27 protein-coding genes are annotated in these 26,713 nt (G+C 42.1%); 9 read left to right on the top strand and 18 right to left on the bottom strand.

What is annotated here, in order from left to right; all coding sequences use genetic code 11:
• Positions 1 to 7 precede the first annotated feature (7 nt).
• The 12 genes from QR722_RS18375 to QR722_RS18320 all read right to left on the bottom strand — a co-directional run bounded on the left by QR722_RS18375 (position 8) and on the right by QR722_RS18320 (position 9,076).
• Positions 8 to 925, bottom strand: coding sequence for a DUF6492 family protein (locus tag QR722_RS18375; protein WP_286284438.1), 918 nt, complete (start codon positions 923 to 925; stop codon positions 8 to 10).
• Positions 926 to 1,035: 110 nt separating this feature from the next.
• A complete protein-coding gene (locus QR722_RS18370; RefSeq protein ID WP_286284437.1) occupies positions 1,036 to 1,935 on the bottom strand; it encodes an FAD:protein FMN transferase in 900 nt (299 codons plus the stop codon).
• 24 nt (positions 1,936 to 1,959) lie between these two features.
• Positions 1,960 to 3,252: a DUF3570 domain-containing protein gene (locus QR722_RS18365; RefSeq protein ID WP_286284436.1), complete on the bottom strand. Its 1,293-nt coding sequence runs from the start codon at positions 3,250 to 3,252 to the stop codon at positions 1,960 to 1,962.
• Entirely contained in the window at positions 3,243 to 3,467 is a 225-nt protein-coding gene (locus QR722_RS18360; protein ID WP_286284435.1) for a DUF4266 domain-containing protein, read from the bottom strand. The genes QR722_RS18365 and QR722_RS18360 overlap by 10 nt, the downstream gene beginning before the upstream one ends.
• Positions 3,468 to 3,479: 12 nt before the next feature.
• The gene (locus QR722_RS18355; protein ID WP_286284434.1) at positions 3,480 to 3,938 is read right to left on the bottom strand and encodes a TlpA family protein disulfide reductase; all 459 of its coding nucleotides are present in this window, start codon (positions 3,936 to 3,938) and stop codon (positions 3,480 to 3,482) included.
• A 102-nt stretch (positions 3,939 to 4,040) separates the two neighbouring features.
• Positions 4,041 to 4,697 carry a hypothetical protein gene (locus QR722_RS18350; protein ID WP_502872445.1) on the bottom strand — a complete coding sequence of 219 codons (657 nt, stop codon included), beginning with the start codon at positions 4,695 to 4,697 and terminating at the stop codon, positions 4,041 to 4,043.
• A 41-nt stretch (positions 4,698 to 4,738) separates the two neighbouring features.
• Positions 4,739 to 5,500 (bottom strand): hypothetical protein, encoded by a 762-nt coding sequence (locus tag QR722_RS18345; RefSeq protein WP_286284433.1) that lies wholly within the window; start codon positions 5,498 to 5,500, stop codon positions 4,739 to 4,741.
• Positions 5,490 to 5,771, bottom strand: coding sequence for a cupredoxin domain-containing protein (locus QR722_RS18340; protein ID WP_286287731.1), 282 nt, complete (start codon positions 5,769 to 5,771; stop codon positions 5,490 to 5,492). Before QR722_RS18340 ends, QR722_RS18345 begins: the two co-directional genes overlap by 11 nt.
• A gap of 89 nt (positions 5,772 to 5,860) precedes the next feature.
• Entirely contained in the window at positions 5,861 to 7,159 is a 1,299-nt protein-coding gene (locus tag QR722_RS18335; RefSeq protein WP_286284432.1) for a sensor histidine kinase, read from the bottom strand.
• The gene (locus tag QR722_RS18330; protein WP_286284431.1) at positions 7,159 to 7,830 is read right to left on the bottom strand and encodes a response regulator; all 672 of its coding nucleotides are present in this window, start codon (positions 7,828 to 7,830) and stop codon (positions 7,159 to 7,161) included. The genes QR722_RS18335 and QR722_RS18330 overlap by 1 nt, the downstream gene beginning before the upstream one ends.
• A gap of 82 nt (positions 7,831 to 7,912) precedes the next feature.
• Positions 7,913 to 8,242, bottom strand: coding sequence for a hypothetical protein (locus tag QR722_RS18325; protein WP_286284430.1), 330 nt, complete (start codon positions 8,240 to 8,242; stop codon positions 7,913 to 7,915).
• A 183-nt stretch (positions 8,243 to 8,425) separates the two neighbouring features.
• On the bottom strand, positions 8,426 to 9,076 hold the full coding sequence (locus QR722_RS18320) for an OmpW family outer membrane protein (protein WP_286284429.1): 651 nt from the start codon (positions 9,074 to 9,076) through the stop codon (positions 8,426 to 8,428).
• 227 nt (positions 9,077 to 9,303) lie between these two features.
• On the opposite strand from QR722_RS18320, the gene QR722_RS18315 reads away from it, so the two are divergent.
• A complete protein-coding gene (locus tag QR722_RS18315; RefSeq protein WP_286284428.1) occupies positions 9,304 to 9,894 on the top strand; it encodes an HD domain-containing protein in 591 nt (196 codons plus the stop codon).
• A gap of 86 nt (positions 9,895 to 9,980) precedes the next feature.
• On the opposite strand, the gene accC is transcribed toward QR722_RS18315, so the two are convergent.
• Genes accC through aroQ form a run of 3 tightly spaced genes read right to left on the bottom strand, consistent with a single transcriptional unit; the run spans position 9,981 to position 12,250 of the window.
• Positions 9,981 to 11,330 (bottom strand): acetyl-CoA carboxylase biotin carboxylase subunit, encoded by a 1,350-nt coding sequence (gene accC, locus QR722_RS18310; RefSeq protein ID WP_286284427.1) that lies wholly within the window; start codon positions 11,328 to 11,330, stop codon positions 9,981 to 9,983.
• A gap of 14 nt (positions 11,331 to 11,344) precedes the next feature.
• Positions 11,345 to 11,788, bottom strand: coding sequence for an acetyl-CoA carboxylase biotin carboxyl carrier protein (accB, locus tag QR722_RS18305; RefSeq protein WP_286284426.1), 444 nt, complete (start codon positions 11,786 to 11,788; stop codon positions 11,345 to 11,347).
• Between the two features lie 27 nt (positions 11,789 to 11,815).
• Positions 11,816 to 12,250: a type II 3-dehydroquinate dehydratase gene (aroQ, locus tag QR722_RS18300; protein WP_286284425.1), complete on the bottom strand. Its 435-nt coding sequence runs from the start codon at positions 12,248 to 12,250 to the stop codon at positions 11,816 to 11,818.
• Between the two features lie 265 nt (positions 12,251 to 12,515).
• On the opposite strand from aroQ, the gene QR722_RS18295 reads away from it, so the two are divergent.
• The 4 genes from QR722_RS18295 (at position 12,516) to QR722_RS18280 (ending at position 20,283) form a co-directional block, all read left to right on the top strand.
• A complete protein-coding gene (locus QR722_RS18295) occupies positions 12,516 to 13,106 on the top strand; it encodes an acyl carrier protein phosphodiesterase (RefSeq protein WP_286284424.1) in 591 nt (196 codons plus the stop codon).
• 11 nt (positions 13,107 to 13,117) lie between these two features.
• Entirely contained in the window at positions 13,118 to 13,747 is a 630-nt protein-coding gene (gene upp / locus QR722_RS18290) for a uracil phosphoribosyltransferase (RefSeq protein ID WP_286284423.1), read from the top strand.
• A 257-nt stretch (positions 13,748 to 14,004) separates the two neighbouring features.
• A complete protein-coding gene (locus tag QR722_RS18285; protein WP_286284422.1) occupies positions 14,005 to 18,483 on the top strand; it encodes an EAL domain-containing protein in 4,479 nt (1,492 codons plus the stop codon).
• Between the two features lie 105 nt (positions 18,484 to 18,588).
• Positions 18,589 to 20,283 carry a diguanylate cyclase gene (locus QR722_RS18280; protein ID WP_286284421.1) on the top strand — a complete coding sequence of 565 codons (1,695 nt, stop codon included), beginning with the start codon at positions 18,589 to 18,591 and terminating at the stop codon, positions 20,281 to 20,283.
• Between the two features lie 49 nt (positions 20,284 to 20,332).
• Here the strand turns inward: QR722_RS18280 and QR722_RS18275 are convergent, their stop codons facing one another.
• Entirely contained in the window at positions 20,333 to 22,141 is a 1,809-nt protein-coding gene (locus tag QR722_RS18275) for a protein-disulfide reductase DsbD (protein WP_286284420.1), read from the bottom strand.
• Entirely contained in the window at positions 22,138 to 22,458 is a 321-nt protein-coding gene (gene cutA, locus QR722_RS18270) for a divalent-cation tolerance protein CutA (protein ID WP_286284418.1), read from the bottom strand. Before cutA ends, QR722_RS18275 begins: the two co-directional genes overlap by 4 nt.
• A gap of 348 nt (positions 22,459 to 22,806) precedes the next feature.
• Between cutA and QR722_RS18265 the strand changes: the two genes are divergently transcribed.
• Positions 22,807 to 23,337: an FxsA family protein gene (locus tag QR722_RS18265; RefSeq protein ID WP_286284417.1), complete on the top strand. Its 531-nt coding sequence runs from the start codon at positions 22,807 to 22,809 to the stop codon at positions 23,335 to 23,337.
• 63 nt (positions 23,338 to 23,400) lie between these two features.
• On the opposite strand, the gene QR722_RS18260 is transcribed toward QR722_RS18265, so the two are convergent.
• Positions 23,401 to 23,973: a DUF502 domain-containing protein gene (locus QR722_RS18260; RefSeq protein ID WP_286284416.1), complete on the bottom strand. Its 573-nt coding sequence runs from the start codon at positions 23,971 to 23,973 to the stop codon at positions 23,401 to 23,403.
• A gap of 82 nt (positions 23,974 to 24,055) precedes the next feature.
• Between QR722_RS18260 and QR722_RS18255 the strand changes: the two genes are divergently transcribed.
• From QR722_RS18255 to groL, 3 genes are all read left to right on the top strand, one after another.
• A complete protein-coding gene (locus QR722_RS18255; RefSeq protein ID WP_286284415.1) occupies positions 24,056 to 24,331 on the top strand; it encodes a peptidylprolyl isomerase in 276 nt (91 codons plus the stop codon).
• A 188-nt stretch (positions 24,332 to 24,519) separates the two neighbouring features.
• A complete protein-coding gene (locus tag QR722_RS18250; protein WP_286284414.1) occupies positions 24,520 to 24,810 on the top strand; it encodes a co-chaperone GroES in 291 nt (96 codons plus the stop codon).
• Between the two features lie 40 nt (positions 24,811 to 24,850).
• On the top strand, positions 24,851 to 26,494 hold the full coding sequence (gene groL / locus QR722_RS18245; RefSeq protein WP_286284413.1) for a chaperonin GroEL: 1,644 nt from the start codon (positions 24,851 to 24,853) through the stop codon (positions 26,492 to 26,494).
• Positions 26,495 to 26,713 lie beyond the last annotated feature (219 nt).

The raw sequence follows: 26,713 nt of genomic DNA, 5'->3' as shown, positions 1-26,713 counted from the left end.
ATATTAGTTAACCCTTGTGAACTTTAACCTGATTGGGAATATATTTTTCGATCTTTTGCCATACTTCACTGGGTTCAAAACGAGATTTACTGCCCACTACACAAAAAAGTCCTGGGCATTGGGAAGAAAAGCTTCTAGCGGTATCCCAATTTTCAAAGGGATGTGAGTCATGTACTAACAGTAGTTGAGGATGGGCTTGAGAGCCAGCAGTAACATGATATTGGCTGAGATTTTTGTGCTTCATTGAGGATAAATAATACAAAGAGTATTCAGTCCATTTTAGTTGAAGAAAGCGAGATATACGCCAATTTTTAGGATGTCTTGGATTGTGAAGAGAGCAGATGGTGTCGACCCAATTCCCTTTCCACAAGCTGGCTATTTCTTCTGTCAATTGCTGCATCAAATCAGTTGATAGTATGGCTGGCGTAACATGCATACCTTTTTCCGTATCACCCACATTAGGTGACATTTTTAGCAGGCGGGCAGATGACTTCCACCATTTAGGATGGAAACTACGGGGCTCGTACTGTAATAATGCTTTGCCATCTATGATTAATTTGTCCAATGTAATTGGTTTCAAGCAAATAACATCTGCATCAAAGGTGAGATAAAAGGCATCTGAAAATTCTTTATATGCGGCAATTTTGACAATTTGTTGTTTACGCCAGCCACGCATTTTGGGGTACTTCTTAAGCTCTGGGACCAGTTCATCTTCAGACATGACCACTGGATTTAAATGAGCCCAAGGTTGCATCCGTTGCCGCACAATCTCTACTTCATCATCAGGAGTGACGACTAAAAATTTAGAGAACATGCCAGGTTCAGAAAAGGCGCTTAAGGTTTTGAACAGAATTTCTGTTCTACCTAAGTCGTCTACATCGTAACTGCCCCGCACACTCAGCGGTAACACTGCGCCAATTGTCATTATTGTCCTTTGTCATATTGGTAGTTTGTATTGGGATAAAAGTGTACCGAGAGTACTGCACTTTTGCCATCAACTTGAGTCGATTGCGCGCCTATATTTGTCATATCAGCTTACCAGAAGCACCAATAAGTCACATCTTGCTGTTCAAGGAACGCCTCGGCATTGTGGCCATGTAACAGAGCTAAAGTTGCCAGTAAGCCGCTTTGAATACATTGTGGTGCTGCTACCGTGACTGATCTAGGCCCTTGCATGATGGGATACCCGGTTTTGGGATTAAGAATATGTCCGTAGCGTATACCGTCTTTTAATAAAAAGCGGTTTGCATCGCCGCTGGTAGCCAATCCTCCCGCAGCGATGTTGACTACAACCGTATCTTTGCTGGATTGGCTGGGGTCTTCTATTCCTACTTGCCAATATGCATGCTTAGCTCTGGGACGAGTCACCTGAATGTCGCCCCCAAAGTTGACCAGAACCGAGACATCTTTAGCAATCTGTTGGCACTGTTGGGCAACACTATTAACCGCATACTCTTTGCCAATTCCACCAAAATCTAACTCAAATCCGATGGGCAAGGTGATCTTTTCTGCGTCGAACTTAACCTGCGGCCAGCCAATAAAGGGTAACAATTCTGTGATTTGCTGCTTGCTGGGCAGCTTATCTGATTGATCAAATCTCCATGCTTTACGCAATACACCTGAGGTGATGTCGAACATGCCATCGCTCAGTTGATAACAAGTATCGGCAAAGGTCAGTAATTTATAGGTTTCATCATCAATTTTAATGGACCGACCCTTGCTGTTATTGATACCTGCCATTAAATTGTGTTGTTGATAGCGACTAAATTTATTTTCAATCCGTTTGGCTTCAACAAAAGCGGTTTGACATAACTCAGTCGCCAGGTGAATATCTTGGCTATCGACTAATATCTCGCAAAGACTAGCCATTGAACGAAAGCGACCACTGATGTGATCGCCTTTTGGCTCTATACTGACTTGAGGAGATAAACTCATTTATGTTTAATATGCGCTATGGGATTAAAAGCTATAGCTTACCTGCGCTATGACTGCTTTAACAGATGGATAGAGTTCAAGATTAGCCAAGGCACCCGGTGCGTCAAATCCAGCATTGTCTGAATCCTGTTGATAATACTCAATCCGAAAAGCCAATTCATGGCCATTTTGTAATTGCATACCATATTTCAACCCTAGGGTGATGGCAGACATTTCACCTAAACGATAGTCAGCACTTGCAAACTCGGGAAGTGGCGCACCTTCTATTAAAAATGGACTATAGAAATCTGCTTCTGTCTGCTGGTAATATCGAAAGTGAGGCTGAATATAGCTGGTTTCGGATAAATTATAGCGAAATCTGGTGTCAAGGGTATGGGAGTTGATATCCCAGTCATCAGTGGCAAAACGGTAAGACACATCTACCACTCCAGAATCCAACGCATACTTTGATTGCAAATAAACACTGTGCTTGGATCGCTCAGTAGGCCGCGATTCATGCAATATGTCCTGGGTTAGCCCTTGTTGATTTACTACGCTGAGCACTTTATACGGGTCATTGTGATAACCATCCGAAGTTGAGAAGCTGTAATTCAACTGCATTAACATACGCTTATTGATGATTTGAGTTACACCTAACAACAAATCAATCGTATCCTTATCCTGACTGCCACTAGTGCGAGTGGCATCAAAATCTTGTCGATATGCTTCATCAGTGGCGTATTGCCCACGGTCAATGATCATGCTTGTAAAATCAACCGGCGCGCCGCCCACAGGATCGATAGTATCTAATGCGTAAGATATTCCTGCTGAAAGTGTCGTATTCTTTTTGTTGAAGTCATAGGCCAATGAGCCGTTGCCCACAATAGACAGGTAGTCGTATTCTTTTGAAACTTGCAAGCCGGTGCTAGCGCGCATATTTTCTGCCAAAGGTTGAGTCCATTGACCACTTAGTTGAACTCGGGTATCACGGAATGTATCGTCTAGTGGGGTTTCTCCAGCGCTGACGGTGTAGCTTGCATTGCCCGATGGGCGAGTAAAAGTTTGCACTCCGGGTTGGGCGACTGCACCGGAAGCTGATGCGCCGGTTAGCGTATCGATTACCATTTTTCCATTGAAGATATTTTCGTCGCCAAAGTCTTTTTTAGCATTGAATACCCCTTCGACCAATTGAACTCGATCTGACTCTCCATAATATAAGATTGCGGTGTCAAACTGCCATTTCTCCGCATTTTCATCTGCTTGCACTGTTGTGCCTAACAGGGCGCAAGATGCAGCTGCCAGCAAGGCGGTTACATTTGTTTTAGGTGTTAATTGCATCCGCAACCTCCACCGGCAAATGAACGCCCGCCACTGGTGGCTTCTTTACTAAAATAGATGTGGTCATCTAAACCTATGTCAACGCCTTCTGAATCCAACGCCATAGATTCTTGTGCCAGCAAATCTCGCTCCCAAGGTTCAACACCCAATGAAGCGCATCCGGCTAATTGCACTACCGTAAGGGTGACCAATATATTTTTCATTTTGCAATTCATCTGTTAGTTCTCCTATTCTTTTAACAGCGAAACGAGTTCACTTTCATATTGTTGGGTTTTATCCAAATGGAAACCTTTGTGAGCAACGCGTATTTCGCCACTCTTATCAATGATGTAACTAGATGGCATGCCGGGAAGTTGATATTGCTTTGCAATACTTCCGTCTGGGTTATAGACGATTTGGAACTGCGCGGGGATTTTGGCTAGAAATTGATTTGCTAAAGTCGCATCACTGTCTAAGTTGACCGCAATGACCTTAAGACCTTCAGTGCCGTATTTTTCGGTCATCCGATTCATCCAAGGAAAAGACTTCCTGCAGGGTTTACACCATGAGGCCCAAAAATCCAGATAAATAACCTGTCCTTTTAAATCACTCAATTGTTTATCGCCCACAGAGAATTCAGGGGCCGGCAAAGCAGTGCTCAAGCCACTGAAGAACAGACAGAAAACACATAAAATTAAAGACTTCATACCACTCGCAATTCAGACTATTTTGTAAAGCATAAATCGCGAAACTTAAGTGAACCTTAAAAGAGCGGAATTGAATGAATAAACAGCAGAATAGATACTGGGCTAGAATTCGTATTCTAAGGCAAAGCGCAACGTATGATCTTTGCTATGGCCATTCAGGCCAACAATAAAACCTAACTCCCATTTTAGCTGCTTTTGTCCCTGATACCTATGTATCCCCATGAATGCAGGACCAACGCCAATGAAATCTTCACCGGTGTAAACTTCAACGGCGGGTTGCAGCCAAGGTTGCCAGCGGTAGCGATACTTCAGGCGGAATTGGCTTTCAAATTCGTTGCGCACATCATTGCCATATACATAAGTGAGCAGAAAGTTAGTGGTTAAACTAGACTGACCAAACTCTTTTTCCAGTAACAAGCCCGAAGTTGCTTCCCAAATATCGGCGTTGTGTTGTTTGTCAATTTCAAACAATGCTCCCCAATCCGCCCAATATTGACCTTGTTCGGTGATCATCCAGCGGGCTTCTAGTTCATAGCCTTGCAGGCCAAAATCGTCGTTGCTATCTCTTGCGCCGATAAAGTAGGCTTCCACGGTTACACCTTCAGAAATAGCATGACCAAATGCGATTCGTTGGGTGAGTAAATTGCCTTCATCATTTTGACGGGAAGCAAAGCGCCATTCCACTTCCCGTTCATTGGGCAACACATAAGGATGGTAGACCTTATCTACCGCGCCTTCATTTGCAAATGATTGCAGCATCGGCAGCATCCATAAAATAGTGCAAAAAAAGAATTTAAGCCTCATAACCTAGGTTCCAAATTAGTGTGTGTTGTTCGATTTAGCAAAAGGCTAACAATTAAGGGCGCAATCAAAGCAATCAGATAGATAGATAAATAAGCACTGGTTGGAGATGATTCATAGCCGAATAAGGTTGCTAAAAACTCTCCCACTTCATTTTCATCCGATATTATCTGGCTACTATTCCAAAGTTGTTCTGAGGTGATCCAATTAATTTGTTGCAGCAAATTGGCTATATGGGCCACCTGACCGCTAACAAATAACAATAAAAGTCCTTTGCTAACAGTGAAGCTGGTGAGTGGCTTGAGTAAAAGTACTAACAAGGTAGCGATACTGGTACAAATACCTACACCCAATGCAAGGCCGATAAACAAGGAGGAATTATTGCCATCTAGTCTCCAGAAACTAGAGAAAAATACCATCGCATTTGTAGTGTTCAATACAATTATACAGGTGGATACCGCTGCAGCCATTAACAGTAAGCTAGTCTTGTTTTGCGTGGTATTAACGAAGCAATAAATGCCAGCAAATATAAGGTAACTCAATATATGCAAACTGATTTGGAAAAATTCGTAGCCATTTCCGTCGAACCAAGAGGAGACAGTGCCAATCTCTTGAAACACTAAGAAACTTAAAATTAGGCCAACAATGGAGCCTGGTACCAGCCACTTAGGCCATTTAGCAATTAGCACCACTAAAAGTGCCAATGACCAGAAAATGGGCAACGCATCTCTTAAAAACAACACCACAGCATTACTCAGCATCTAAGTTCTCCACAACCTGCACGAAACCGACCGCGCTGTTTGGGTGATACTCGCCGAAAAAGCGGTAGCGTCCGGCCTTCAATGGTCCAACAAAGATGCTCGCGCGACTGTTACCAAATATTACTTTTTCACGGTTTAGGTCAAAACTATCAATTTCTTCTGGTGTAGCATCCTGATTTATAAAAGTTACTTTAACTTTTTGATGTGCAGGAATTTGTATTTCTGCGGGATAAAAAAGATGGTCTTTAATGTAGACTTCAACTTCTTTCATCGCGTAACTGGTAAAAGGCAGTAATCCTATAACCAGGAATAAAGTCGCTTGCACGGCGACTAGCGCTGGGAGGTTAGTGATTAGTCGAGTCATAGCGGATTCAACACCACGGATACATGCAAGCCGCCAAGTTCAGAAGTGCCCAAGCTCAAACGTCCTGTATGCATTCTAACAACTTGTTCCACTATGGATAAGCCTAGCCCGCTACCTTCTATCTTACTTTTGTTGTGAATTTTACCGCGAAAAAAACGCTCTGTGGCAAGGGCCCGTTCATCTTCTGGCATACCAGGCCCTGAATCTTCCACGTCTATCATTAAAGCTCCATCGATGAGCTGGATTTTGCAGTGAATTGCACCATTCTCAGGTGCATATTTATTGGCATTCGCGATTAGGTTTTGCAATAAAGTATAAAGTGCAAACTCACTGCTTTGGAAGTTATCAGCTCCCCCATTCAGTTCAATCACTTGGTTTTTTCTGTCAATATTAGGATAAATATCAGAAATCACTTTTTGCGCGACGTTATAAGGATTGCAGATCTCAAAATCTGTTTTGGTTAGTTCTGGATTGGTCCGACTGAGCAACAGTATCTGATTAACCACGTGGATCATTCTATCTGTATCTGCTTGTAGTTGAGTAATGTCATCATGATGATCTAAGCAAGCCTGCTGCAAATTATGCAGATTGATCTTTAGTACACTCAAAGGTGTGCGTAATTCATGGGCGGCATGACTGGCAAATTGTTTTTCTCTGGCAAATGCAGCATTCAAACGGTGTAAAAGCGTATTTAGGGTGAAAACCGCTGGTGCCAATTCCTTCGGAGTACGAGACAATATGATAGTGCTGAAATCATTGTCTGGGCGTCGCGACAACTGTTTGGTTAGCTCTCGAAGAGGAGCAAGGCCATAGGTTACCAAGGCAAATATGGCCAAGGCTAAAAATGGAATGCTCACTAACAGGGGAGTCATCGCTGCAAACATCATCTCTTCAGTTAATTCAAAGCGAGTTTTCAACGGCTGAGCAACGAATACCCATTTACTGGTTACATCATCGAAAGAAGCATACACCCGCCAACGTTGAGCATTGAAATTCTGATCAGAATAACCTTGGGAAAAACCACTGATTGGTTGCTGCGGGGCATTGCTGGTGCGCACCAGAAGAGTGTCATTATTCCAGTGCTGAATAGCCAAATCCTCGTTACTCGCCAAAATTGTCTGTTGTTCGGTATTGGGCAAGGAAGACATACTTTTTGCAATGGTTCTGAGTTCGGCATCGAATAAACGTGAGGACATTTCCATGCCTGAACGATAACCCTGCAACGCGGCAATAAAGCTGATAAGCGCGATGGCTGAAATCAGCAGCAAGGTAAGATATTGACGAATAGAGCTCATTAAGCGGTATAGGCCCGTTGATTTACGCTATAGCCAACGCCCCGTACTGTTTTGATGAAATCCGCCGGTAGTTTTTTGCGTAAGTTATGGATATGGACTTCTATAGTGTTACTCGCAACTTCATCACCCCATTCATACAGCTTGCTCTCAAGTTGATGTTTAGATTGGATTCGACCCACGTTTTCCATCAGTGATTTTAACAGGGTAAATTCTCGTCTGGAGGTTTCTACAGACTCTCCATCGATTAATAACAGATGATTTGTCGCATCTAATCGCACTGGGCCGCATTCAATGACGGATTGTTGTGAGGTGCCTAAACGACGTTCCATTACTCGTAATCGAGCTAATAGTTCGTCCATATCAAAAGGTTTAGCTAAATAATCGTCGGCGCCTTTATCCAACCCTTCTATCTTGTCTAGTAAAGTGTCTCTGGCGGTTAAGATTAAAGTGGGTATGGTATTTTTGTTACGGCGAATGGTGTCCAGTAACTTCAATCCATCCATATCGGGTAGCCCCAAATCGAGCACCAATAAGTTACTTTCATTGTCAGCCAGTGCTAGCAAAGCATCTTTACCATTGTGGACGCAATTTACCGCATAGTTTTGCTGGCGCAAAGACTTACTCAGCGCTTCGGATAGGGCTAAATCGTCTTCAACTAATAGTATTTTCATGATGTTGCTAACCCCTGGTGACGATAAACAGATTATATTATTAAATTGCATCTAATATAACCTTGTTTACCTTAAGGCTTCCTTAATTAGCACGGGTTTTATTGACCCAATGTTTTAAGTTCCAGTTTTCGTATAAGGTCCATATATGGTTTTCAGTGGACGTATCGCGCAGCATATGTAATTTTTGATCTTTTAAGCGTGACATAAAGCGGTCAAATTCCCGTTGGTTGGCAAATTCCATCACCAACATATGTTGCCGTGAATTCCCCTTAATACTGCGGACTGGATTGGTACCAGAGCATACCGGCCTAGCATCAAGATCAATAAGTTGTTGGGTGGCAAGTTTGACATATTGCCGATATGTATCTTCTTCACCCTCGACAATGTCATACAGGTTTAAGGCATATATCATTATGGTATTCCAATTCTGATGGCTAATTATTAGATCTGTTCGTAGTATTTGGGGTAAATACACGGAATGAACTTAGCCTTCAATATAAAATGGCTAAATATAACAAGAGTATAGGTTAAATAGCGCTTGGCGGCTAAAATAGAAAAAGGCGCCGCAGCGCCTGACATTTTAATTATTAGCAGATTAAAACTTATAGCCAACGGTTAATGAATATACAAAGGGATCAATATCAACATCTACACTGCCTTTGCTTCCGTTCAAGTCGAAAGTTGCCTGTGTATTTATGTCGATATATCGCACCGATGCATTTACTAGCCAATTGTCATTTAATATATAATCAAAGCCCGCTTGGGCAGACAAGCCGAAGGAGTTATCTAATTTCAACTGACTGAAACCAGCCTGTCTGTTTGCTCCGGTAAATTCCTCATCAAAGAACACCGTATAATTTATGCCTAAGCCGACATAGGGTTGGAAGCTATCCATTGCAGACCCAAAGTGGTAGTTGGCGGAAAGTGTTGGAGGTAAATGCTTACTACTACCTAAGGATCCTACTGTATCTAGGGTAATGTCATGCTCGAAGGGTGTTGCAGCAAGTAATTCAAGTGCCCAATTAGGGCTTAAAAAGTAAGCGATATTCAATCCCAATTGGGTATCATTGTCGACCCCTACTCCTACACCTAAATCACTGTTGGCGACATATACATTGGAGCTAGACTCATCCGGTGCAACAGTGGTTAGACCGGCCCTAACCACAATGTCGCCAGTGTTGTATGCGCTGGCGATGGGAGCAGAAGCTGCTAAGGCGCTTGCTAATAATAAGGTTTTTCTGTTCATGTATTTCTCCAAGCTAAATGTGTAAAAGTTCAATACCCATAGCTTATAGAAATGATTGCTGATGATATTGATCTGGCGCAACTTCGAATCAGCAAAAGATTGATGCAAATCAATTGAATAGCTTAATCAGTCTTTTATTACCCCGAAGTGAATTTGAGAACTATTTTTGTCACCACTAAAATGATAATTACCGTAAAATACCTTTATGACAATTGAATGGAAGTAGAATGGATCTTTTATCTGAGCAAATAGAATTTATCAATGAGTTGGACAAACTAAAAGCAGTGCAACGTAAAACCTTGGTTCAATCCGCTGATAATCGCCAAGAGAACAGTGCCGAACACAGTTGGCATATAGCTCTTGTTGCTCAAGTCTTTGCGGAACATGCTGAAGTAGGCACGGATATGCAGCGAGTTGTGTCGATGTTGTTAATCCACGACATTGTTGAAATTGACGCTGGTGATATGTTTGCCTTCGCCCATGATGATCATCACCAGGAGCAGGCGTTAAAAGAAATAGCAGCGGCTAATCGCATTTTTGGCCTACTACCAGATTCTATGGCAGAAACTTTTAAATCCCTGTGGTTTGAATTTGAGCAGGCAACTAGCGTAGATGCTCGTTTTGCCAAAGCAATGGACCGGGTCCTGCCAGTTTTCCAGAACATGTCAAATGGCGGTGGAAGTTGGAAAATACACGGTGTGGCAAAACAGCAAGTGCTAAAACGAAATGCCTATCTGCAAGACAGTGCTCCAGCCCTTTGGGACTATGTTAATCAACAATTGGATTTGGCCGTTTCGAAGGGCTGGTTAACTGAGTAAGGACTTACTAGTTGAATGGGGTGCAACAGTCAAATTTGTCCAAAAAAAAGCCCGAATGATTCGGGCTTTCAAATCTACTACGTCGACTAAGTTTCACTCAGGCCTAATTTCTTCTCTAGATAGTGGATGTTAGTTCCACCGTTAAAGAAGTTTTCATCCGCCATAATACTTTGTTGTAAAGGAATATTGGTTTTTATTCCTTCTATCACCAACTCATCTAATGCATGACGCATTCGGGCGATAGCAACATCACGATTTTCTCCGTAAGCGATTAACTTACCGATCATCGAATCATAATGCGGTGGTACGCTATAACCAGCATAGATATGAGATTCCCAACGAATTCCGAATCCACCTGGGGAATGGAACATATTGATTTTTCCGGGACTTGGCATAAAGGTCTCAGGATCTTCAGCATTAATTCGGCACTCGATGGCGTGTCCGCGCAAGTGCACATCTTTTTGCTCAATGGACAAAGGTTGCCCTGCGGCTATGCGCAGTTGCTCTTTAATTAAGTCAACGCCGGAAATCATCTCAGAAACCGGATGTTCCACCTGAATTCGGGTATTCATCTCAATAAAGTAGAAATCGCCATTTTCATATAGAAATTCAAAGGTCCCGGCGCCACGATAGCCAATTTCGATACAGGCTTTACGGCAACGTTCACCAATTCTTTCCCTAGTTTCAGAATTAATTCCAGGTGCCGGGGCTTCTTCCACCACTTTTTGGTGACGGCGCTGCATCGAACAGTCCCGCTCTCCTAGGTGAATCGCATTGCCTTGACCGTCTGAAAGCACCTGTATTTCGATGTGCCGTGGATTTTCTAGGAATTTTTCCATGTATACCACATCATTGCCAAATGCCGCACCCGCTTCAGCTTTCGTCATAGCGATGGAGTTGATCAGTTCTTTTTCAGACCTCACCACCCGCATCCCTCGACCACCACCACCACCGGCAGCTTTAACGATAATCGGATATCCAATACGTTTAGCAATTTTTTTGTTACTTTCAGCATCTTCAGTCAATGGACCGTCAGAGCCTGGAACACAGGGCACACCGGCTTTCTTCATGGAGTTTATAGCTGAAACTTTGTCGCCCATGAGCAAGATAGTTTCTGGCTTTGGACCAATAAATATAAAGCCGCTTTTCTCCACTGCCTCAGCAAACTCGGCATTTTCGGCTAAAAACCCATAGCCAGGATGAATCGCCACAGAATTAGATACCTCGGCGGCAGCAATAATTCTAGGAATATTGAGATAGCTTTCGGTGGCTGAAGCACGACCGATACAAATGGATTCATCGGCCAGCAACACATGTTTGAGATCTTTATCGGCAGTTGAATGAACCGCCACTGTCTTGATACCAAGCTCTTTACAAGCTCTTAGAATTCGCAGTGCTATTTCACCACGATTAGCAATTAAAACTTTATCAAGCATGATAATTGGCCCGCTTATTCAATGACAAACATTGGCTGATCGAATTCTACAGGTTCTTGGTTGTCGACCAGAATCTGCTTCACTACACCGGCTTTATCTGCTTCTATTTGGTTCATCATTTTCATCGCTTCGATGATACATAAGGTATCACCAACATTGACTTTCTGGCCTACTTCAACAAAAGCTTTTGAGCCCGGTGATGAAGAACGGTAGAAGGTACCCACCATAGGTGACTTAAGCACGTGACCAGACACTTCTTCAGCAACTGGTGCAGCAACTGCTGCGGCTACAGGTGCTGCCGCAACTGCAACCGGTTGAGGTGCATATTGCATTGGCGCGGCAACGTGTGAACTACCGCGATGTATGCGAACTGATTCTTCACCTTCGGTAATTTCTAATTCAGAAATACCAGACTCTTCAACCAGCTCGATTAATTTTTTTATTTTACGAATATCCATTAATACTCTCTTTTAACTGTGTTTAAGTTATTTTTCACAAAACCGTTTAGCTGCTAACAATGCAGCTTCGTAACCATATTCGCCCAATCCGCAAATGACGCCTTTGGCCACATCTGAAAGATAGGAGTGTTGTCTAAATGCTTCTCTGGCATGGACGTTTGACAGGTGTACTTCAATAAAAGGAATACTTACACTTAATAATGCATCGCGGATAGCGACGCTGGTATGTGTAAATGCGCCCGGATTTATCAAAATAAAATCAACTTTGCCCATAGCTCCATGGATAGCATTGATAATTTCGTGCTCAGCGTTAGACTGAATATGCTGCAAAGCAATATTTTGCTGCTGCGCTATACTGGTCAGATGCGCCACAATATCAGCTAAGCTTCTGGAGCCGTAAATCTCAGGCTCTCGCTTACCTAACATATTTAAATTAGGACCATTGAGTAATAAAAATTTCACGAAAATGCCGCTATCTTCTGCTAAAAACTACATATGTGTACTTTTCACCGATTTTTCTTCAAAGTCAAATTATAACCGTTCAAAAAAGCATCAGCTGAAAGCTTCTTTTTCCAATTATAATGAAAGTTAGCGAATTAGCAGCAAAATACTGGTCTTATCAGCGACGATTGGCGATATTGGCTGTGATGAGATTTGTAACATGTTTATTTAATTCATATCGGTATAAACTTATCTATAACATGGGTTTACCATTGCGGACAATCGATTGAATTATCTTGCGCATATCCACTTAGGGCATGTCACTGCCACCAGTATGCTGGGTAACTTTTTGGGTGACTTTGTAAAAGGTAGTGACCTTAGTTACTTGCCCGAGAGCATCCGGCACGGAGTGTGGATGCATCGAAAAATTGATTCATACACAGACAGGCATCGCCTAGTAAAACAGTTGAAAGCTAGTTTTCCGCCTAACATTAGAAGGATGGCAGGGGTAATCATCGATATATATTTTGACTTTTTACTTTGCAAGCACTGGTATAGATACTGTGTAACACCCTTGTCGCATATTTTAGATAGGTTTTATCAGCAACTTGGCCAACAACCGTTAGCGTTAATTGGCCGCTATAATGCGGTGAGAGACAGCCTGTTAAGTAAACGTTGGCTGGCTGAATATCAGTCCCTAGAGGGCTGTGTTCGTGCCTTTAAGCAGATCGAAGCTCGCTTAAACTATAGAATTAAATTCTCGGAAGATGCACGGCAGTATCTCACTATCAATGGGGACCATCTTGAACAACAATTTTTGGAATTTTATCCAGAATTGCTAGAATTTACGCAAACTATTAATCGAAATTCAATATAGGTAGCTCGAAAATGTCGATACATGAAATAAAACATCCACTAATTCTGCATAAGATAGGCTTGATGCGAGCCGCCGGGGTGAGTAGCAAAGACTTCCGTGAGCTAGCCAGTGAAGTCGGTAACCTTTTAACCTATGAAGCGACCAGAGAACTTGAAACCGAAGTAGTGAATATTAAGGGTTGGTCAGGAAAGCAAATTAAGACCAACAAAATTAAAGGCAAAAAAATCACTGTTGTGCCTATTTTGAGAGCTGGCCTTGGCATGTTAGATGGTGTGCTAAGGTTGATTCCAAATGCCAAAATCAGTGTGGTTGGCCTGTACCGTGATGAAGAGACCCTGCAGCCGGTGGCATATTTTGACAAAGTGGTAAGTGATGTATCACAGCGAACGGCACTTATTGTTGATCCTATGCTGGCAACTGGAGGCACCTTAATCGCCACTATTGACTTACTCAAAAGTAAAGGATGTAAGCACATTATGGGCTTGTTTTTGGTGGCTGCACCGGAAGGAATTGAAGCGGTCACTAGTAAACATCCCGACGTAGATATTTATGTCGCGGCAATAGATGATAAATTAAATGAGCATGGCTATATACTTCCCGGCCTCGGTGATGCTGGTGACAAAATATTCGGTACAAGGTAAATCATTTAGGGACTTATCCATAATAATCACTCAAGACTAATTAGCGATCCCTTATTTATTAGGTTAATCAGTCGGTTACTCTTTGGTTTTAGCTAGATTAGGTGTAAGCTGAATACTTCCTGCGCACAGCTATCTAATAATAGTTGAAACGAATTTGACAGTATCATTTTTTGGAGTGCTTTTTAATTTTGTTTGAAAAGCTAAGTTTTTCGTTCGTGTTAAATCGGTTCACATGCTGCAAATGCATGTGGATTTCGATGCTTTTTATTTGGACACTATTCGCCAGTGCGCTAGCTGCACCGCTTATCAGTGAACCTAAGTTTATTCAATTATCTACCTCGCAAGGTCTTTCCCAAGACACGGTGAATGATTTATTGCTAGATACTAATGGCTTTTTATGGATTGCCACGGTTTCCGGCTTAAATCGATTTGATGGTTATCGAGTAAGTCAATTTGATGGAAATCAGCAGCAATTAGCTGACTTATCAATTGAAGTGGTGTTTGAGGATATCGATGGCAACATCTGGGTAGGCTCGTCCCATCTAGGTCTATACAAAATAGACACCTCAACTGGCAATACAATTTTGATTGAGCCCTTTGCTGAGGAAGGTGCTGATAGATCAGATCCCATCACCAGTATCAGCCAATTCTCTTTCAATCAGTTGTTGGTAACGACCCAAAGAGGCGTGGCGCTAGTTAATACCGATGTGGCTACGGTATCCTATTTGTATGTCTTACCAGAAGCACAGCAAAAGTCTCGGTTTAGAATCAATCAAGCGCTGTTTGTGGATAATAAATTACTATTAGCCCGGCAAAATGGCTTATTTTGGATTGACCTGCAACAGCAAACTGAGCAACAAATTACTTTGGCTAGATTGTCACAGGCTGAACCTGTGCATAGCTTGCTACTAAAACAAGATGGTCAAATATTAATTGGCTCTCAGGCGGGTTTGTTCAGTACCAATGTATCCATGTTAGCGAATAATCAAGTTGAAGAGCATGCCTTAAATACGGCGGTGCTGAGTATGCATGATAGCCCGTCAGGCCTTTATTTAGGCACAGAAGATGGATTATACAGTTATGATCTAGCCTCCCAGCAATTACAGCACTTCTTCAGACCAAGTGATAGCCGCTACTACTTGTCTTCGGACAATATTTCTGCAATGCAACTAGATAAACGAGGCAATTTGTGGCTCGGCTCGCAGTTTGAAGGAGCGTTATATTGGTCAACGAAAAGCGTAAAGTTTGAGAATGTCAGGCAGCGACCAGATGAAGAAAATCAATTAAGTAGCAACAGTGTCACCAGTTTTGCACAATTTGATGACGAAGGGTTATGGGTTGGCACTCAAAACGGATTAAATTATTATGATTTTGCTGAACATGAAATAACTGGTTACTGGATGTTGGCGAATGAGATCGGGAGGGAGCATGCGCTGATCCGCCATCTGGTCAAATGGAGCGAAAACTTATTATTAGTTAATACGGCAAATGGCCTGTTCTCGTTCAATATCAATACAGGTAAAGCTAGTTTACCCTCGGCAATAGATGCAAATACTGCCGATATTCTATCTCGGCGGTTGACCAGCTTTGTCAAAGGTCCTTCAAATAGTATCTGGCTGAGTAATCCAAAAGGATTCTACCAGTACTCACCTGATACTGGGCTGCTCAAATCACTCGATACCCTGAATGAAAAAATCGCCAGTAAGCTTGCCTATGGATTCATCGGGGTAAGCGAAGTGCACCCAGAAGTATTGTGGATAAGTGATCAGGAACAATTATGGGCATATAACGCTAATACAGGTTCTCTGCAATCTGTTCACACTTTGAACCGCGCTAGCATGGGTCAACCCGTTTACCCAGAAAGTGTATTACAGGATAAAAATAACATTTTGTGGATTGCTTACCCAGGGGCAGGTTTGATTGGCGTAGACGCCACGATTTACACCCCAGTGTATACAATAAATAAAGACTCGTTGTTACCCAGCGATGTCATATATGGTTTGAAGCAAGATAACAGTAACGCAATTTGGTTAAGCTCCCACGCGGGCTTATTAAAATTTGATCCAACTGGACCCTACTTACAACAATACGGTATAGCCCAGGGGCTAGACGGCAAAGAATTCAATACTCGAGCACACTTAACCCTGCAAGACAAACGGCTAGTGTATGGTTCACAAAAGGGTTTTACCATTTTTAACCCTGCTGAATTTGAATCATATGAAGGTGTGCCACCAGAAGTTGTTATAACCTCTATTAAACTTTCTCAGAACAACTTGTCTTTTCCTTTAAAAAACTTAGATATGTCGACAGTTAATTTGGGTTATAAAGATGTAGGCTTGACCATAGAATTTTCGACCATGGCATTTGAACATCAAGCTTCAACTCAATATCAGTATCGTTTAGAAGGTCCCAATAGTTATGTTTCCCCTGCCACTACCGATTCCCAAGTTACATTTCCAAAATTAGACCCCGGCGATTACGTGTTTTCTGCGGTGGCGTTTGATCCCATTACAGGAACAGAAAGCAAACCAGCCAAAATTTTTATTCAAGTACAGTATGCGCCTTGGTTATCACCCATGGCATATGCGGTATATATTTTAAGTTTTGTGTCGATAGTTTTGCTGTGGTGGTATCGACGCGACATTCAGAACAAGCAAGTATTGCAAGCCCATTATCAAGCACTGGCAAGTAAAAATAGACTGTCACTGGCACTCAAAGCCAGTAACAGTAATGTGTGGGAATGGACAGCAAACACTGGTAAATTTTACTATCCTCGCTTGGCCGATGAGTTAGGGTATAAATTTGACGGAAATTTTATTGATTATGAAGCACATTTGTCGCTTATTCATGCTGAAGACAGAGACATGTTTAATGCCCATTGGAACGCTTTTATTAGCAAAGACAACGACGGACTTGATGTTACTTATCGTATAAAAGCAAATGATCAGCGTTGGTTTTGGTATCGTGATGTAGGCAGCGAAGTGGTTAGCCAGACAGATCAGCAAAGCTCTGTAGTAGCTGGGACTTATAGCAATGTAACTGAAAGTGTCGCCGATCGCGAGAAAGTTAGATTATTCGGTGAGGCATTTAAACACACTCGCGATTGGGTGGTGATCTTTAATACTAAGATGCTCCCCGTTGCGGTTAATCCAGCATTTTCCGATGCATTTAACATCGATGAAAGTGAGGATTTAGCCGATCAACTGGTCCGTCTCTTTAATCTAAACGCAGAGTACCCCCCGAAATTCTGGAAAAGGTTATCTGAGCTCCACAGTACTATCCATTGGAAAGGCCAAGAACAACTCGTTTTAGATGACGGTAAAGTGCTGAATGTATTAATTAATATGACTTCCGTGGCCAGCACCCGTGCCCAAGGGGAAATTGATTATTTCCTGATGATCATGACAGATATCAGCGAACAAAAAGAAGCAGAAAATGAGTTACGTAGACTGGCAAATTATGACAGTTTAACCAACTTGCCAAATCGGACTCTGCTGCTTGACCGTATTAAACATGGAATCGACCATGCCAGTCGGCACAAAAGCAAATTAGGCTTATTCTTTATAGATTTAGACCGCTTTAAACAAGTGAATGATAGTCTCGGTCATAAAGCAGGGGATGAATTGCTAAAAGTGGTAGCGAACCGCCTGACCAATTTACTTAGACAAGATGATACTGTAGCTCGCTTGGGCGGCGATGAATTTGTCGTAATGGTTGAAGAGGTTAAGTATCCAGATCGATTAAGTATATTGGCTCAACAATTAATAGAAGTGCTCGAAGCGCCTATCCAGTTAGGCAATCAAACCGTTAGTGTGTCATCCAGTATTGGCATAGCTATTTTCCCGGGGGATGCGAATAATTCAGAAGAGTTACTGCGCAATGCAGACCTCGCCATGTACCACGCAAAAGAGCAAGGGCGCAGCAATTTTCAATACTTTACTGAGCACATGAATGAAAAGGCCCAGCAACGTTTGCGGATGGAAAACAGACTGAAAAAGGCTCATCAAAGTAAAGTTTTCATCAACTACTATCAACCCATAGTTAACAGTTCGACTGGATTACTGGAAGGTTTTGAGTTGTTGATGCGTTGGCCGGATGAGGGAGGTATGATTCCTCCAGATCAGTTTATTCCCATAGCTGAAGAACTTGGCCTGATTGAAAATATGACTTGGGATGCACTAGAACGGGCAATGTTAGTGCTGAGTGAATGGCAAACTAAAGAGCGACAGGTTTACTTATCGGTCAATTTATCCGCCCGCCATTTTGAACGACAAACCTCGATTGATCATATCGTTTTATTGCTAGAACAATATGGATTGCCGGTGTCAGCTCTGCGTTTTGAGATAACTGAAACGGCATTAATGAAAGATTATGAAAGAGCATTGGAATACATGCAGAACATGCGCAAACATGGCTTTGTGATCGCACTGGATGATTTTGGCACCGGCTATTCTTCATTAAAGTATCTGAAAGAATTCCCCATTCAGGTACTCAAAGTTGATAAAAGTTTTGTAGATGATATTGGCAAGGATAAAAGTAATGAGGCTCTGGTGCTGACAACCCTCAGAATGGCTGATTGTCTCAATATGTATTGCGTTGCAGAGGGGATTGAGCATGCAGAGCAAATCGAATTTTTTACTTTGCATGGTTGTAATCATTTGCAAGGTTACTATTATTCAAAACCTGTTCCTGCCGATAAAACGCAATTACTTATTGAAAAAAATTGGTTAAAGTAAGCTAAAATAATCATAAACTTAAAGATTTTTGGCAAGAATTAATTAAATACATGGCAGTTAAGAAAAGAACATCTAAACTAAATATGACTACTAGATTTGGATAATATGGAAATAACTTTAAAACAAAAACTTACAGAGTTCCGTCAGCAGTTTGTACAAGATTACCCTGACATGTTGGCAAAATTAGTTAAGTTATGGCAAGCCGCCAGAGTTAGTGTGCAAGTCGAACCGATTGCAGAATTTTTATTTGAATTAAACAAAATGAAGGGGGCAACAGCAGCCCTTAATTTTTTAAATTTAAGTGACCGGTTAGCTATCATTGAACAGGAACTCGAAGAAAGCAAGCATGCTATTGCGCAGCTAAGTGCTGAACGCATACGCTTCGTCGATCGACACATCAACGCGTTGGCTAATTCTGCTAAAAAACGACCTGATCCTGTTCTGCGTATTGTTCAGCGAGACAAAATAGACCGCTCACAGGAGGTGTCCTCTTATCCGCCTATTGAAGTACTAAAAAGCAAGCGTTATACAGCTAAAGATAGTTACCATGATATTCATATTGCGTTAGTAGATTCAGATGTCGCATCGGCTACAGCGTTGCAAAAGCTATTAGACGGATTCGGTTTTAAAGCAAAGATTTTCAATTCAATGGATAATTATCTCAGTCATACTAACCCTAAAGACTTCAATTTAGTGTTGTTAGAAGTCGACAAAGATGACGATGATTACTTGGCTATATTTGTCGTTGCCGCTGAGCTAGTAAGTAAAGGCATAGCTGTATTTATACTTTCGAATTGGAACTCGTTTGAACCACGTTTACTAGGGGTAAGAGCTGAAGTAAGTGAGTATTTACTCAAACCTGTTGATATTGCCTCCTTAGTATCAAAAATTAGAAGCACATTCAATTTAGATACAGGTGATACCTACAAATTAATCGTCCTTGATGATCAAAAAGTAGTGGGAGAATTTTACAAAGCCTTATTTGAGAACAAAGGCATTGAAGTCAAAGTCTATACTGATGCGGTCCAACTGATGGACGAATTGGAATCATTTTATCCAGACGCCTTTTTACTCGATATGCACATGCCAGACATTAATGGCTTAGAAGTGGCTAAAGTGATCAGGCAACAGTCAAAGTATAATTATGTGCCGATTATTTTTCTAACTGCCGATACCGACATGCAAATCAAGCTCAATGTGCTGCAATGCGGTGCGGACGACGTTATCCACAAAGACACCTCTGCAGGTATGATAGTGGAACAGGTACAAAGTCGTATTGAAAGGGGTCAAGAAATTCGTTATCTGGCATCGCGAGATAGCCTCACGGGTATCCTCAATCATGGTCAAATAATGGATGCAGCCGGCCAAGCATTTCGCTTAGCGCAAAGACACGATTCTACTGTAGTAATCGCAATGGTTGATTTGGATAACTTCAAAGAAGTTAACGATGAATGTGGTCATTCTTGTGGCGACAAAGTGTTGTTATCTGTTGCGCAGTTAATATTGAACTCCATCCGTGATACCGATTACGTCGGCCGCTATGGTGGTGAAGAGTTTATGGTTGTATTCGGTGACGGCCAAATGGATGCCATTGAGAGTAAAATGCAGGATATTCTAGATGCCTTTAACAAGATTGAATTTAGCGATAATGATCGAATTTTTCATTGCAGTTTTAGTGCGGGTTTGTGCAGCTCTGCAGATTTCGACAAGTTGAGTCTACTAATTGGTGCTGCGGATAGAGCCTTGTATAGAGCTAAGGATGCTGGTAAGAATCAAATATGTATTAATGGTAAAGATTGAACTTAGCCACGGTAAAACCAGTATACCGTGGCTGTCATTATTGCGCTGATTAGAATATTTGTTTTACATGCTGTGCAAATGGCTCTGCGCCCATAAAACCTGTCACTCTAGCAGACGAAAGCTCATTCCCCTGCAGGTCAAAAAACATGATAGTAGGTAGTCCGAGTACTCCAAACTCATCTTGAAAAGCCAGATTAATTGGGGTGTTGTCTGTTAAGTCAATTTGCATCCAAACCGTGTTGCTCAACGCATCAATCACCGCCGCATCAGGAAAGGTATATTTCTCAAATTCTTTGCACGCCGAACACCAGTCAGCATAAAGATCAACCATCACCGTTTTGCCCTGAGCATTGGCGGCAGCTAACTTGGCACTAAAATCATCTAGATCTTTAACTACCATGAATTCAGGATGACCGGCTTGATGCTGTGCGCTGTTATAGCTGGTGGCCGACGAATAATTAACCGAATACTGGTGATAAGCGTAAAATGCTGAGGCGAATAAACCCATAAAAATGAATAAGCTACGAACACCTTTCCACAGGCTCACTGGACTATTTTGATTCATCACAAACAAGTATGTGAAGGTGGATAAGCCCAAAGCAGCCCATGCAAACTCGAGCCAAATACTAGATACTATGCGTTCTACAAACATCAGTGCAACGGCCAACATCATAAAGCCAAATGCCACTTTTACCACGTTCATCCACGCGCCAGCCTTTGGCAATAATTTTCCACCTGTGACCCCAAACAGAATAAGCGGAATACCCATCCCCAGGCTCAGTGCATACAAAGCAGAGAAACCAAGTAACATATCTCCTTGCTCGGCTAAGTAGAGCAAAATAGCGGTCAGCGGGGCAGTAGTGCAAGGCGATGCTACTAAGCCTGAAATCGCACCCATCAGCAATACGCCTATGTAGCTGCCGCTTTTCTGATTGTTGCTGACATTATTTAGTTTCTCCTGCCATTTAGACGGCAGCTGTAACTCATAAGCACCAAACATCACAAAAGCAAGCAGTACAAAAATACCGATCAGAACCGATAGGATAATAGGATTTTGGAGATAAGCAGTAAACTGCGCGCCAGCCGAAGCTATTACCAAACCGAGCAAGGAATAAGTGATCGCCATTCCCTGCACATACACAAATGACAGGCTCAGCGCCCTAGACATAGTGATTGACTTACCTTGACCTACTACAATGCTGGATAAAATCGGATACATAGGAAATACACAAGGGGTGAAAGCCAGACCAATACCTAGTACCACAAAAGCGAGCAATTTTAAGCCCAAGCTGTCATCGCCAGTGAGCATTTCAAGCAACTGAAATTGTTCAGAAACTGCTCGTTTGGCCCCGCTTTGTTTCACACTGGCATCGAGGTTTTGTTGTAGATCGGATGGTGCTTGTGCCACTTTATCCAAATACACTACTTGAGTCGTGGGTGGATAGCACAAACCTGCTTCGGCACAACCTTGAAATTGCAGTTTCAACACACCATCTTGCTTTGCCCAAATCACCGGATAAGTGATGTCTACTTGCTGATAAAATACAGGTTGCGGCTCATCAAAAAATTCATCTTCCTTAATTTTTGCCTCAGGATAAATGGGTTCAGCAACCTCAGCATTTTTGACCACTGTTTTGAACTGGTTTTGATATAAATAGTATCCATCGGCAATCTTAAAACTCAGTATTAGTTGATCACCTTTTTGGTCAAAGTCGAATTGAAAAGCCTGCTCTACATTTAAGAATTCAGTTTCGTTGGAGAAAAGATCTTGGAAGGCGTCATTGCTCTGCGCCATGCATGACCATGGAAATGCGATACAGGCGACAAATAAAAATAATACTAGGTTTTTAAACTTCATTGCAGGCTACTTTTTATCCAATTCAAATAAGACGGACTGCCAGATACAGAATCCAGCACTATCCATTGAGGTATATCATACGGATGTAAACTTAAAGTCAGCTTAAATGCTGCGTCAAGTTTGTCTTCCATGGTTTTTATTATGACCTGCATTTCAGCATCAGTCACAATCTCATCTTCCCAGCGGTACACCGAAGTTACCGGTTGGGAAATCTGTACACATGCCGCTAGCTTAAGGTTGATCAATTCTGCAGCTAATTTTTCAGCCTGCTTTTTGGTCGGGCAAGTGGTCAACACAATACAAAATTCACTGTTCATTCGTTACCTTAAACGTCTGGCCATACTGGACCTACATAATAGAAGATGTATTTCATTAAATAATCAGTTTTTCTACTGCCAGTGTATGAATTTCAATACTTGCTGCGGGTTTCTTGATTGGCGCAACGGACTTGTCTTGCTATTACCAAAGGAAATACCCAATCATGCAAAATGACATCACTAGTTGCATCTTTCCTTAGTATACTGTTATCCATAGCGAAGGATTTGAATTATCTTAACCCTAATAAATTTATAAGGCGCTTTTTTTCCTAGTCAGGGTTAAACATTCTGAAATTACCCTTGTGATATGGGTGAAACACCCCAGATCTACTTTTTGAGGAGTGAAATGTGTTCGGAAAACTATTTATTCTTTTTGCGATTTTACCTATCGCAGAAATCGCATTATTAGTAAATGTCGGTGAGCAGATTGGTGGCTGGAATACAGTGGCTATTGTTATACTGACTGCATTTATTGGAGCTTACTTGGTTCGCCAGCAGGGGATTTCAACCCTTCTGCAGGCCCAACAAAAAATGCAATCAGGTGTCATGCCAGGCCAGGAAATGGCCGAGGGCCTGTTACTAGTTGTGGCCGGTATATTACTTGTTACACCGGGATTCATAACAGATTTCTTGGGCTTTATGTTCTGTCTGCCTATCACTCGGCCCTTTATAGCCAAAGGTATCATGAAACATATCAAAGTAGGCGTGGTAGCAGGGCAGCAGGGATATTCTCAACAACAGGGGGCAGCGCAGCAATGGTCTCAGTGGCAACAATCTAACCGAGATGGTCAAGATGGAGATGTAATCGAGGGCGAGTATGTTGATAAAGATGCATCAGATGCTAGAAAAAGACTGGATAATGAGTCGCCAAAAGACTAATACAAATTAGTTAAATAAGCTTGGCGTTAACGTACTTTGCTAACGCCAATTTATAGACTCAGTCTAGGTTTTTTTGGCCTTGACCCCACCGGTCAACGCGATGCGCATAGCTTCTTCAACGCCTATATCGAGCTTAGTTACTTGCGAGCGATTTACATACAAAGTGTATCCTCCTATTTGATAGCTCAGCGGAATATACACACCGATCTTATCTGCCTGCTTGAAAAGTTCGGTAGCAACCTGATCTGCGGTAACAAAACCGATTAAGTGCATATCGGGTTTAATTTCCACCGACACCACAGCTTTACTGCTGTCTTTTTCACTGATTTTGAACACCGTCATAGTATCTCTGATGGCGCCAAAAATAGACTTAATTAGTGGGATCTTTTCTACCTGACGGTTTGCTGTGGCAACTATCCATTTTACGGCATAAACATTAACCAATAGCCCAGTAACTAAAAATACTCCTACGGCGGTCAGAATCCCTAAGCCAGGGAAATAATATTGTTGGGGTACATATGGGATTAACAGACTTTCTGCCCCTGTCATAAACCAATAGATGAAATACAAGGTTAGCGACAACGGTAAAATAGCTGCCAGGCCTTGAATAGATAGTGAAATGATCTTCTTTAACACAAAGGATACCGATACGATTAAACAGATACGCGCTATAATGACAGCCTCAGGCAATAACAATCAATGTATTTATAGGTGAAGTATGAAGGCGGGAGTCTGTCATATATTAGTTAAAAGTAAGCCATTGGCAGAAGATCTAAAACGCCAATTAGATAAAGGCGCTAATTTCCAGCAATTAGCCAAACAGCATTCGTTATGCCCTTCAAAAAAGCGCGGGGGCGATCTTGGTGAAGTTAAGCCGGGGCAAATGGTCAAACCGTTTGAGAATGTAGTGTTCAAAAAGCCACTTCTCACCGTGCATGGTCCAATCAAAACTCAGTTTGGATTTCATCTAATCAAGACGCTCTATCGCAATTGATTGCTTTTTTGTGATTTAAATCAAAAATATTCACTTTTTTTCACTCAATGCCCTTGAAGTCAGTAAGGCTATCCCCATCTTTGCACGCAGACATTATTTTGAATCGGTGTCTGTGATACCGGCTCTTACAACTTCCCTATTACTTGGGAATATTAACTTTATCATTGGAATTTTCAGGAGATTTGAAAATGGCAATTCGTCCTTTACACGATCGCGTTATCGTTAAGCGCCAAGAACAAGAAAGCAAGTCTGCTGGTGGCATCGTGCTTACCGGTTCTGCGGCTGAGAAATCAACTCGTGGTGAAATTGTTGCTGTAGGCAACGGCCGCGTTTTAGACAATGGCGATGTGAAAGCGCTTGATGTAAAAATCGGTGACATTGTAATTTTTAATGATGGTTATGGCGTAAAAACCGAAAAACTAGATGGCGAAGAAGTGCTTATTATGAGCGAAGGCGACATCCTAGCGGTTGTAGAATAATAGCAATAATCAACATAGACAGAATAAGAGGAAATTAAACATGGCAGCTAAAGAAGTACGTTTTTCTGATGACGCTCGCACAAAAATGCTTGCAGGCGTAAACATTCTTGCTAACGCAGTAAAAGTTACATTAGGCCCTAAAGGTCGTCACGTCGTTTTAGACAAGTCTTTCGGTTCTCCTACTATCACTAAAGACGGTGTATCCGTGGCCAAAGAAATCGAACTTGAAGATAAGTTCGAAAACATGGGCGCGCAAATGGTTAAAGAAGTGGCATCTAAGGCAAATGACGAAGCCGGTGATGGAACGACTACTGCAACGGTACTTGCACAAGCCATAGTAACTGAAGGTTTGAAGTCAGTTGCCGCTGGTATGAACCCAATGGATCTTAAACGTGGAATCGATAAAGCAGTTGCGGTAGCGGTGGAAGCCCTTAAGTCTCTTTCTACTGAGTGTGCTGACAGCAAAGCGATTGCACAGGTTGGTACTATCTCTGCAAACTCTGATAGCGAAGTTGGTGATTTAATCGCTGAAGCTATGGATAAAGTTGGCAAAGAAGGTGTTATCACTGTTGAAGAAGGCCAAGCACTTCAGAACGAACTTGAAGTGGTTGAAGGTATGCAGTTTGACCGTGGTTACTTATCTCCTTACTTCATGAACAACCAAGAAAATGGCACTGTTGAACTAGACAGCCCTTACATCTTATTGGTTGACAAGAAAGTGACTAACATTCGTGAGTTGCTTCCAACTCTTGAAGCTGTTGCTAAAGCCTCTAAACCTCTACTTATTATTGCAGAAGATGTTGAAGGTGAAGCACTAGCAACTTTGGTTGTAAACAACATGCGCGGCATCGTTAAAGTTGCAGCGGTTAAAGCACCAGGTTTCGGCGACCGTCGTAAAGCTATGTTGCAAGATATCGCTACATTAACTGGTGGTACTGTTATCTCTGAAGAGATTGGTCTAGAGCTTGAAAAAGTTCAGTTAGAAGACCTAGGTACTGCTAAGCGTATCGTTATCAACAAAGACAATACTGTTATTGTTGATGGCGCTGGTGATGAAGACGCTATCAAGGGTCGTTGTGCACAAATTCGCGCACAAGTTGAAGAATCTACTTCTGACTACGACAAAGAAAAACTTCAAGAACGTCTGGCTAAACTAGCTGGCGGTGTAGCGGTAATTAAAGTTGGCGCTGCGACTGAAGTTGAAATGAAAGAGAAAAAAGCGCGGGTTGAAGATGCACTTCATGCAACACGTGCTGCGGTAGAAGAAGGCGTAGTTGCTGGTGGTGGTGTTGCTTTAGTTCGCGCAGCTGCAGCAGTTGGCAATCTTCAAGGCGACAACGAAGACCAAACACACGGTATCAAATTAGCCCTACGTGCAATGGAAGCTCCACTTCGTCAAATCGCTGCTAATGCCGGTGCAGAAGCATCTGTAGTGACAAACGCAGTGAAAAATGGTGAAGGTAACTTCGGTTACAATGCTGGCAACGACACTTACGGCGATATGCTAGAGATGGGTATTCTTGACCCAACTAAAGTAACTCGCAGTGCCTTGCAATTTGCAGCATCAATCGCAAGTTTGATGATCACCACCGAAGCTATGATTGCCGATGCGCCAGTAGATGCATCAGCTGGTCCTGGCATGCCTGATATGGGCGGCATGGGCGGCATGGGCGGCATGATGTAAACGCATAGCCGTGCATAGCATTGCATAAGCTTGCAATGTGACACTTTTAAAGCCCGCAGGTTTTTAAACTGCGGGCTTTTTTAATGGATTAAAGTAAGTCAAAATCTTATTTTCTCTTTGTTTTTTTAAGATTCATCACTGCGGTTAACTAGCTTAGTCTCGCCTGAACTCAATAATCTATATTCCGAAATATAAGTAGTTAGATTCCGTAATTTACGT

The organism is Aliiglaciecola sp. LCG003, from assembly GCF_030316135.1.
Classification (GTDB): Bacteria; Pseudomonadota; Gammaproteobacteria; order Enterobacterales; family Alteromonadaceae; genus Aliiglaciecola.
The sequence above is the reverse complement of the archived record's forward strand: the minus strand, read 5'-3'. Positions and strand labels throughout refer to the sequence as shown.

What these genes read in the sequence shown, in the direction of transcription:
- QR722_RS18375 (WP_286284438.1), bottom strand. Translation starts at nt 925, where the DNA reads ATGACAATTGGCGCAGTGTTACCGCTGAGTGTGCGGGGCAGTTACGAT.
- QR722_RS18370 (WP_286284437.1), bottom strand. Translation starts at nt 1,935, where the DNA reads ATGAGTTTATCTCCTCAAGTCAGTATAGAGCCAAAAGGCGATCACATC.
- QR722_RS18365 (WP_286284436.1), bottom strand. Translation starts at nt 3,252, where the DNA reads ATGCAATTAACACCTAAAACAAATGTAACCGCCTTGCTGGCAGCTGCA.
- QR722_RS18360 (WP_286284435.1), bottom strand. Translation starts at nt 3,467, where the DNA reads ATGAATTGCAAAATGAAAAATATATTGGTCACCCTTACGGTAGTGCAA.
- QR722_RS18355 (WP_286284434.1), bottom strand. Translation starts at nt 3,938, where the DNA reads ATGAAGTCTTTAATTTTATGTGTTTTCTGTCTGTTCTTCAGTGGCTTG.
- QR722_RS18350 (WP_502872445.1), bottom strand. Translation starts at nt 4,697, where the DNA reads ATGCTGCAATCATTTGCAAATGAAGGCGCGGTAGATAAGGTCTACCAT.
- QR722_RS18345 (WP_286284433.1), bottom strand. Translation starts at nt 5,500, where the DNA reads ATGCTGAGTAATGCTGTGGTGTTGTTTTTAAGAGATGCGTTGCCCATT.
- QR722_RS18340 (WP_286287731.1), bottom strand. Translation starts at nt 5,771, where the DNA reads ATGAAAGAAGTTGAAGTCTACATTAAAGACCATCTTTTTTATCCCGCA.
- QR722_RS18335 (WP_286284432.1), bottom strand. Translation starts at nt 7,159, where the DNA reads ATGAGCTCTATTCGTCAATATCTTACCTTGCTGCTGATTTCAGCCATC.
- QR722_RS18330 (WP_286284431.1), bottom strand. Translation starts at nt 7,830, where the DNA reads ATGAAAATACTATTAGTTGAAGACGATTTAGCCCTATCCGAAGCGCTG.
- QR722_RS18325 (WP_286284430.1), bottom strand. Translation starts at nt 8,242, where the DNA reads ATGATATATGCCTTAAACCTGTATGACATTGTCGAGGGTGAAGAAGAT.
- QR722_RS18320 (WP_286284429.1), bottom strand. Translation starts at nt 9,076, where the DNA reads ATGAACAGAAAAACCTTATTATTAGCAAGCGCCTTAGCAGCTTCTGCT.
- QR722_RS18315 (WP_286284428.1), top strand. Translation starts at nt 9,304, where the DNA reads ATGGATCTTTTATCTGAGCAAATAGAATTTATCAATGAGTTGGACAAA.
- accC (WP_286284427.1), bottom strand. Translation starts at nt 11,330, where the DNA reads ATGCTTGATAAAGTTTTAATTGCTAATCGTGGTGAAATAGCACTGCGA.
- accB (WP_286284426.1), bottom strand. Translation starts at nt 11,788, where the DNA reads ATGGATATTCGTAAAATAAAAAAATTAATCGAGCTGGTTGAAGAGTCT.
- upp (WP_286284423.1), top strand. Translation starts at nt 13,118, where the DNA reads ATGTCGATACATGAAATAAAACATCCACTAATTCTGCATAAGATAGGC.
- QR722_RS18285 (WP_286284422.1), top strand. Translation starts at nt 14,005, where the DNA reads ATGCTTTTTATTTGGACACTATTCGCCAGTGCGCTAGCTGCACCGCTT.
- QR722_RS18280 (WP_286284421.1), top strand. Translation starts at nt 18,589, where the DNA reads ATGGAAATAACTTTAAAACAAAAACTTACAGAGTTCCGTCAGCAGTTT.
- QR722_RS18275 (WP_286284420.1), bottom strand. Translation starts at nt 22,141, where the DNA reads ATGAAGTTTAAAAACCTAGTATTATTTTTATTTGTCGCCTGTATCGCA.
- cutA (WP_286284418.1), bottom strand. Translation starts at nt 22,458, where the DNA reads ATGAACAGTGAATTTTGTATTGTGTTGACCACTTGCCCGACCAAAAAG.
- QR722_RS18255 (WP_286284415.1), top strand. Translation starts at nt 24,056, where the DNA reads ATGAAGGCGGGAGTCTGTCATATATTAGTTAAAAGTAAGCCATTGGCA.
- QR722_RS18250 (WP_286284414.1), top strand. Translation starts at nt 24,520, where the DNA reads ATGGCAATTCGTCCTTTACACGATCGCGTTATCGTTAAGCGCCAAGAA.
- groL (WP_286284413.1), top strand. Translation starts at nt 24,851, where the DNA reads ATGGCAGCTAAAGAAGTACGTTTTTCTGATGACGCTCGCACAAAAATG.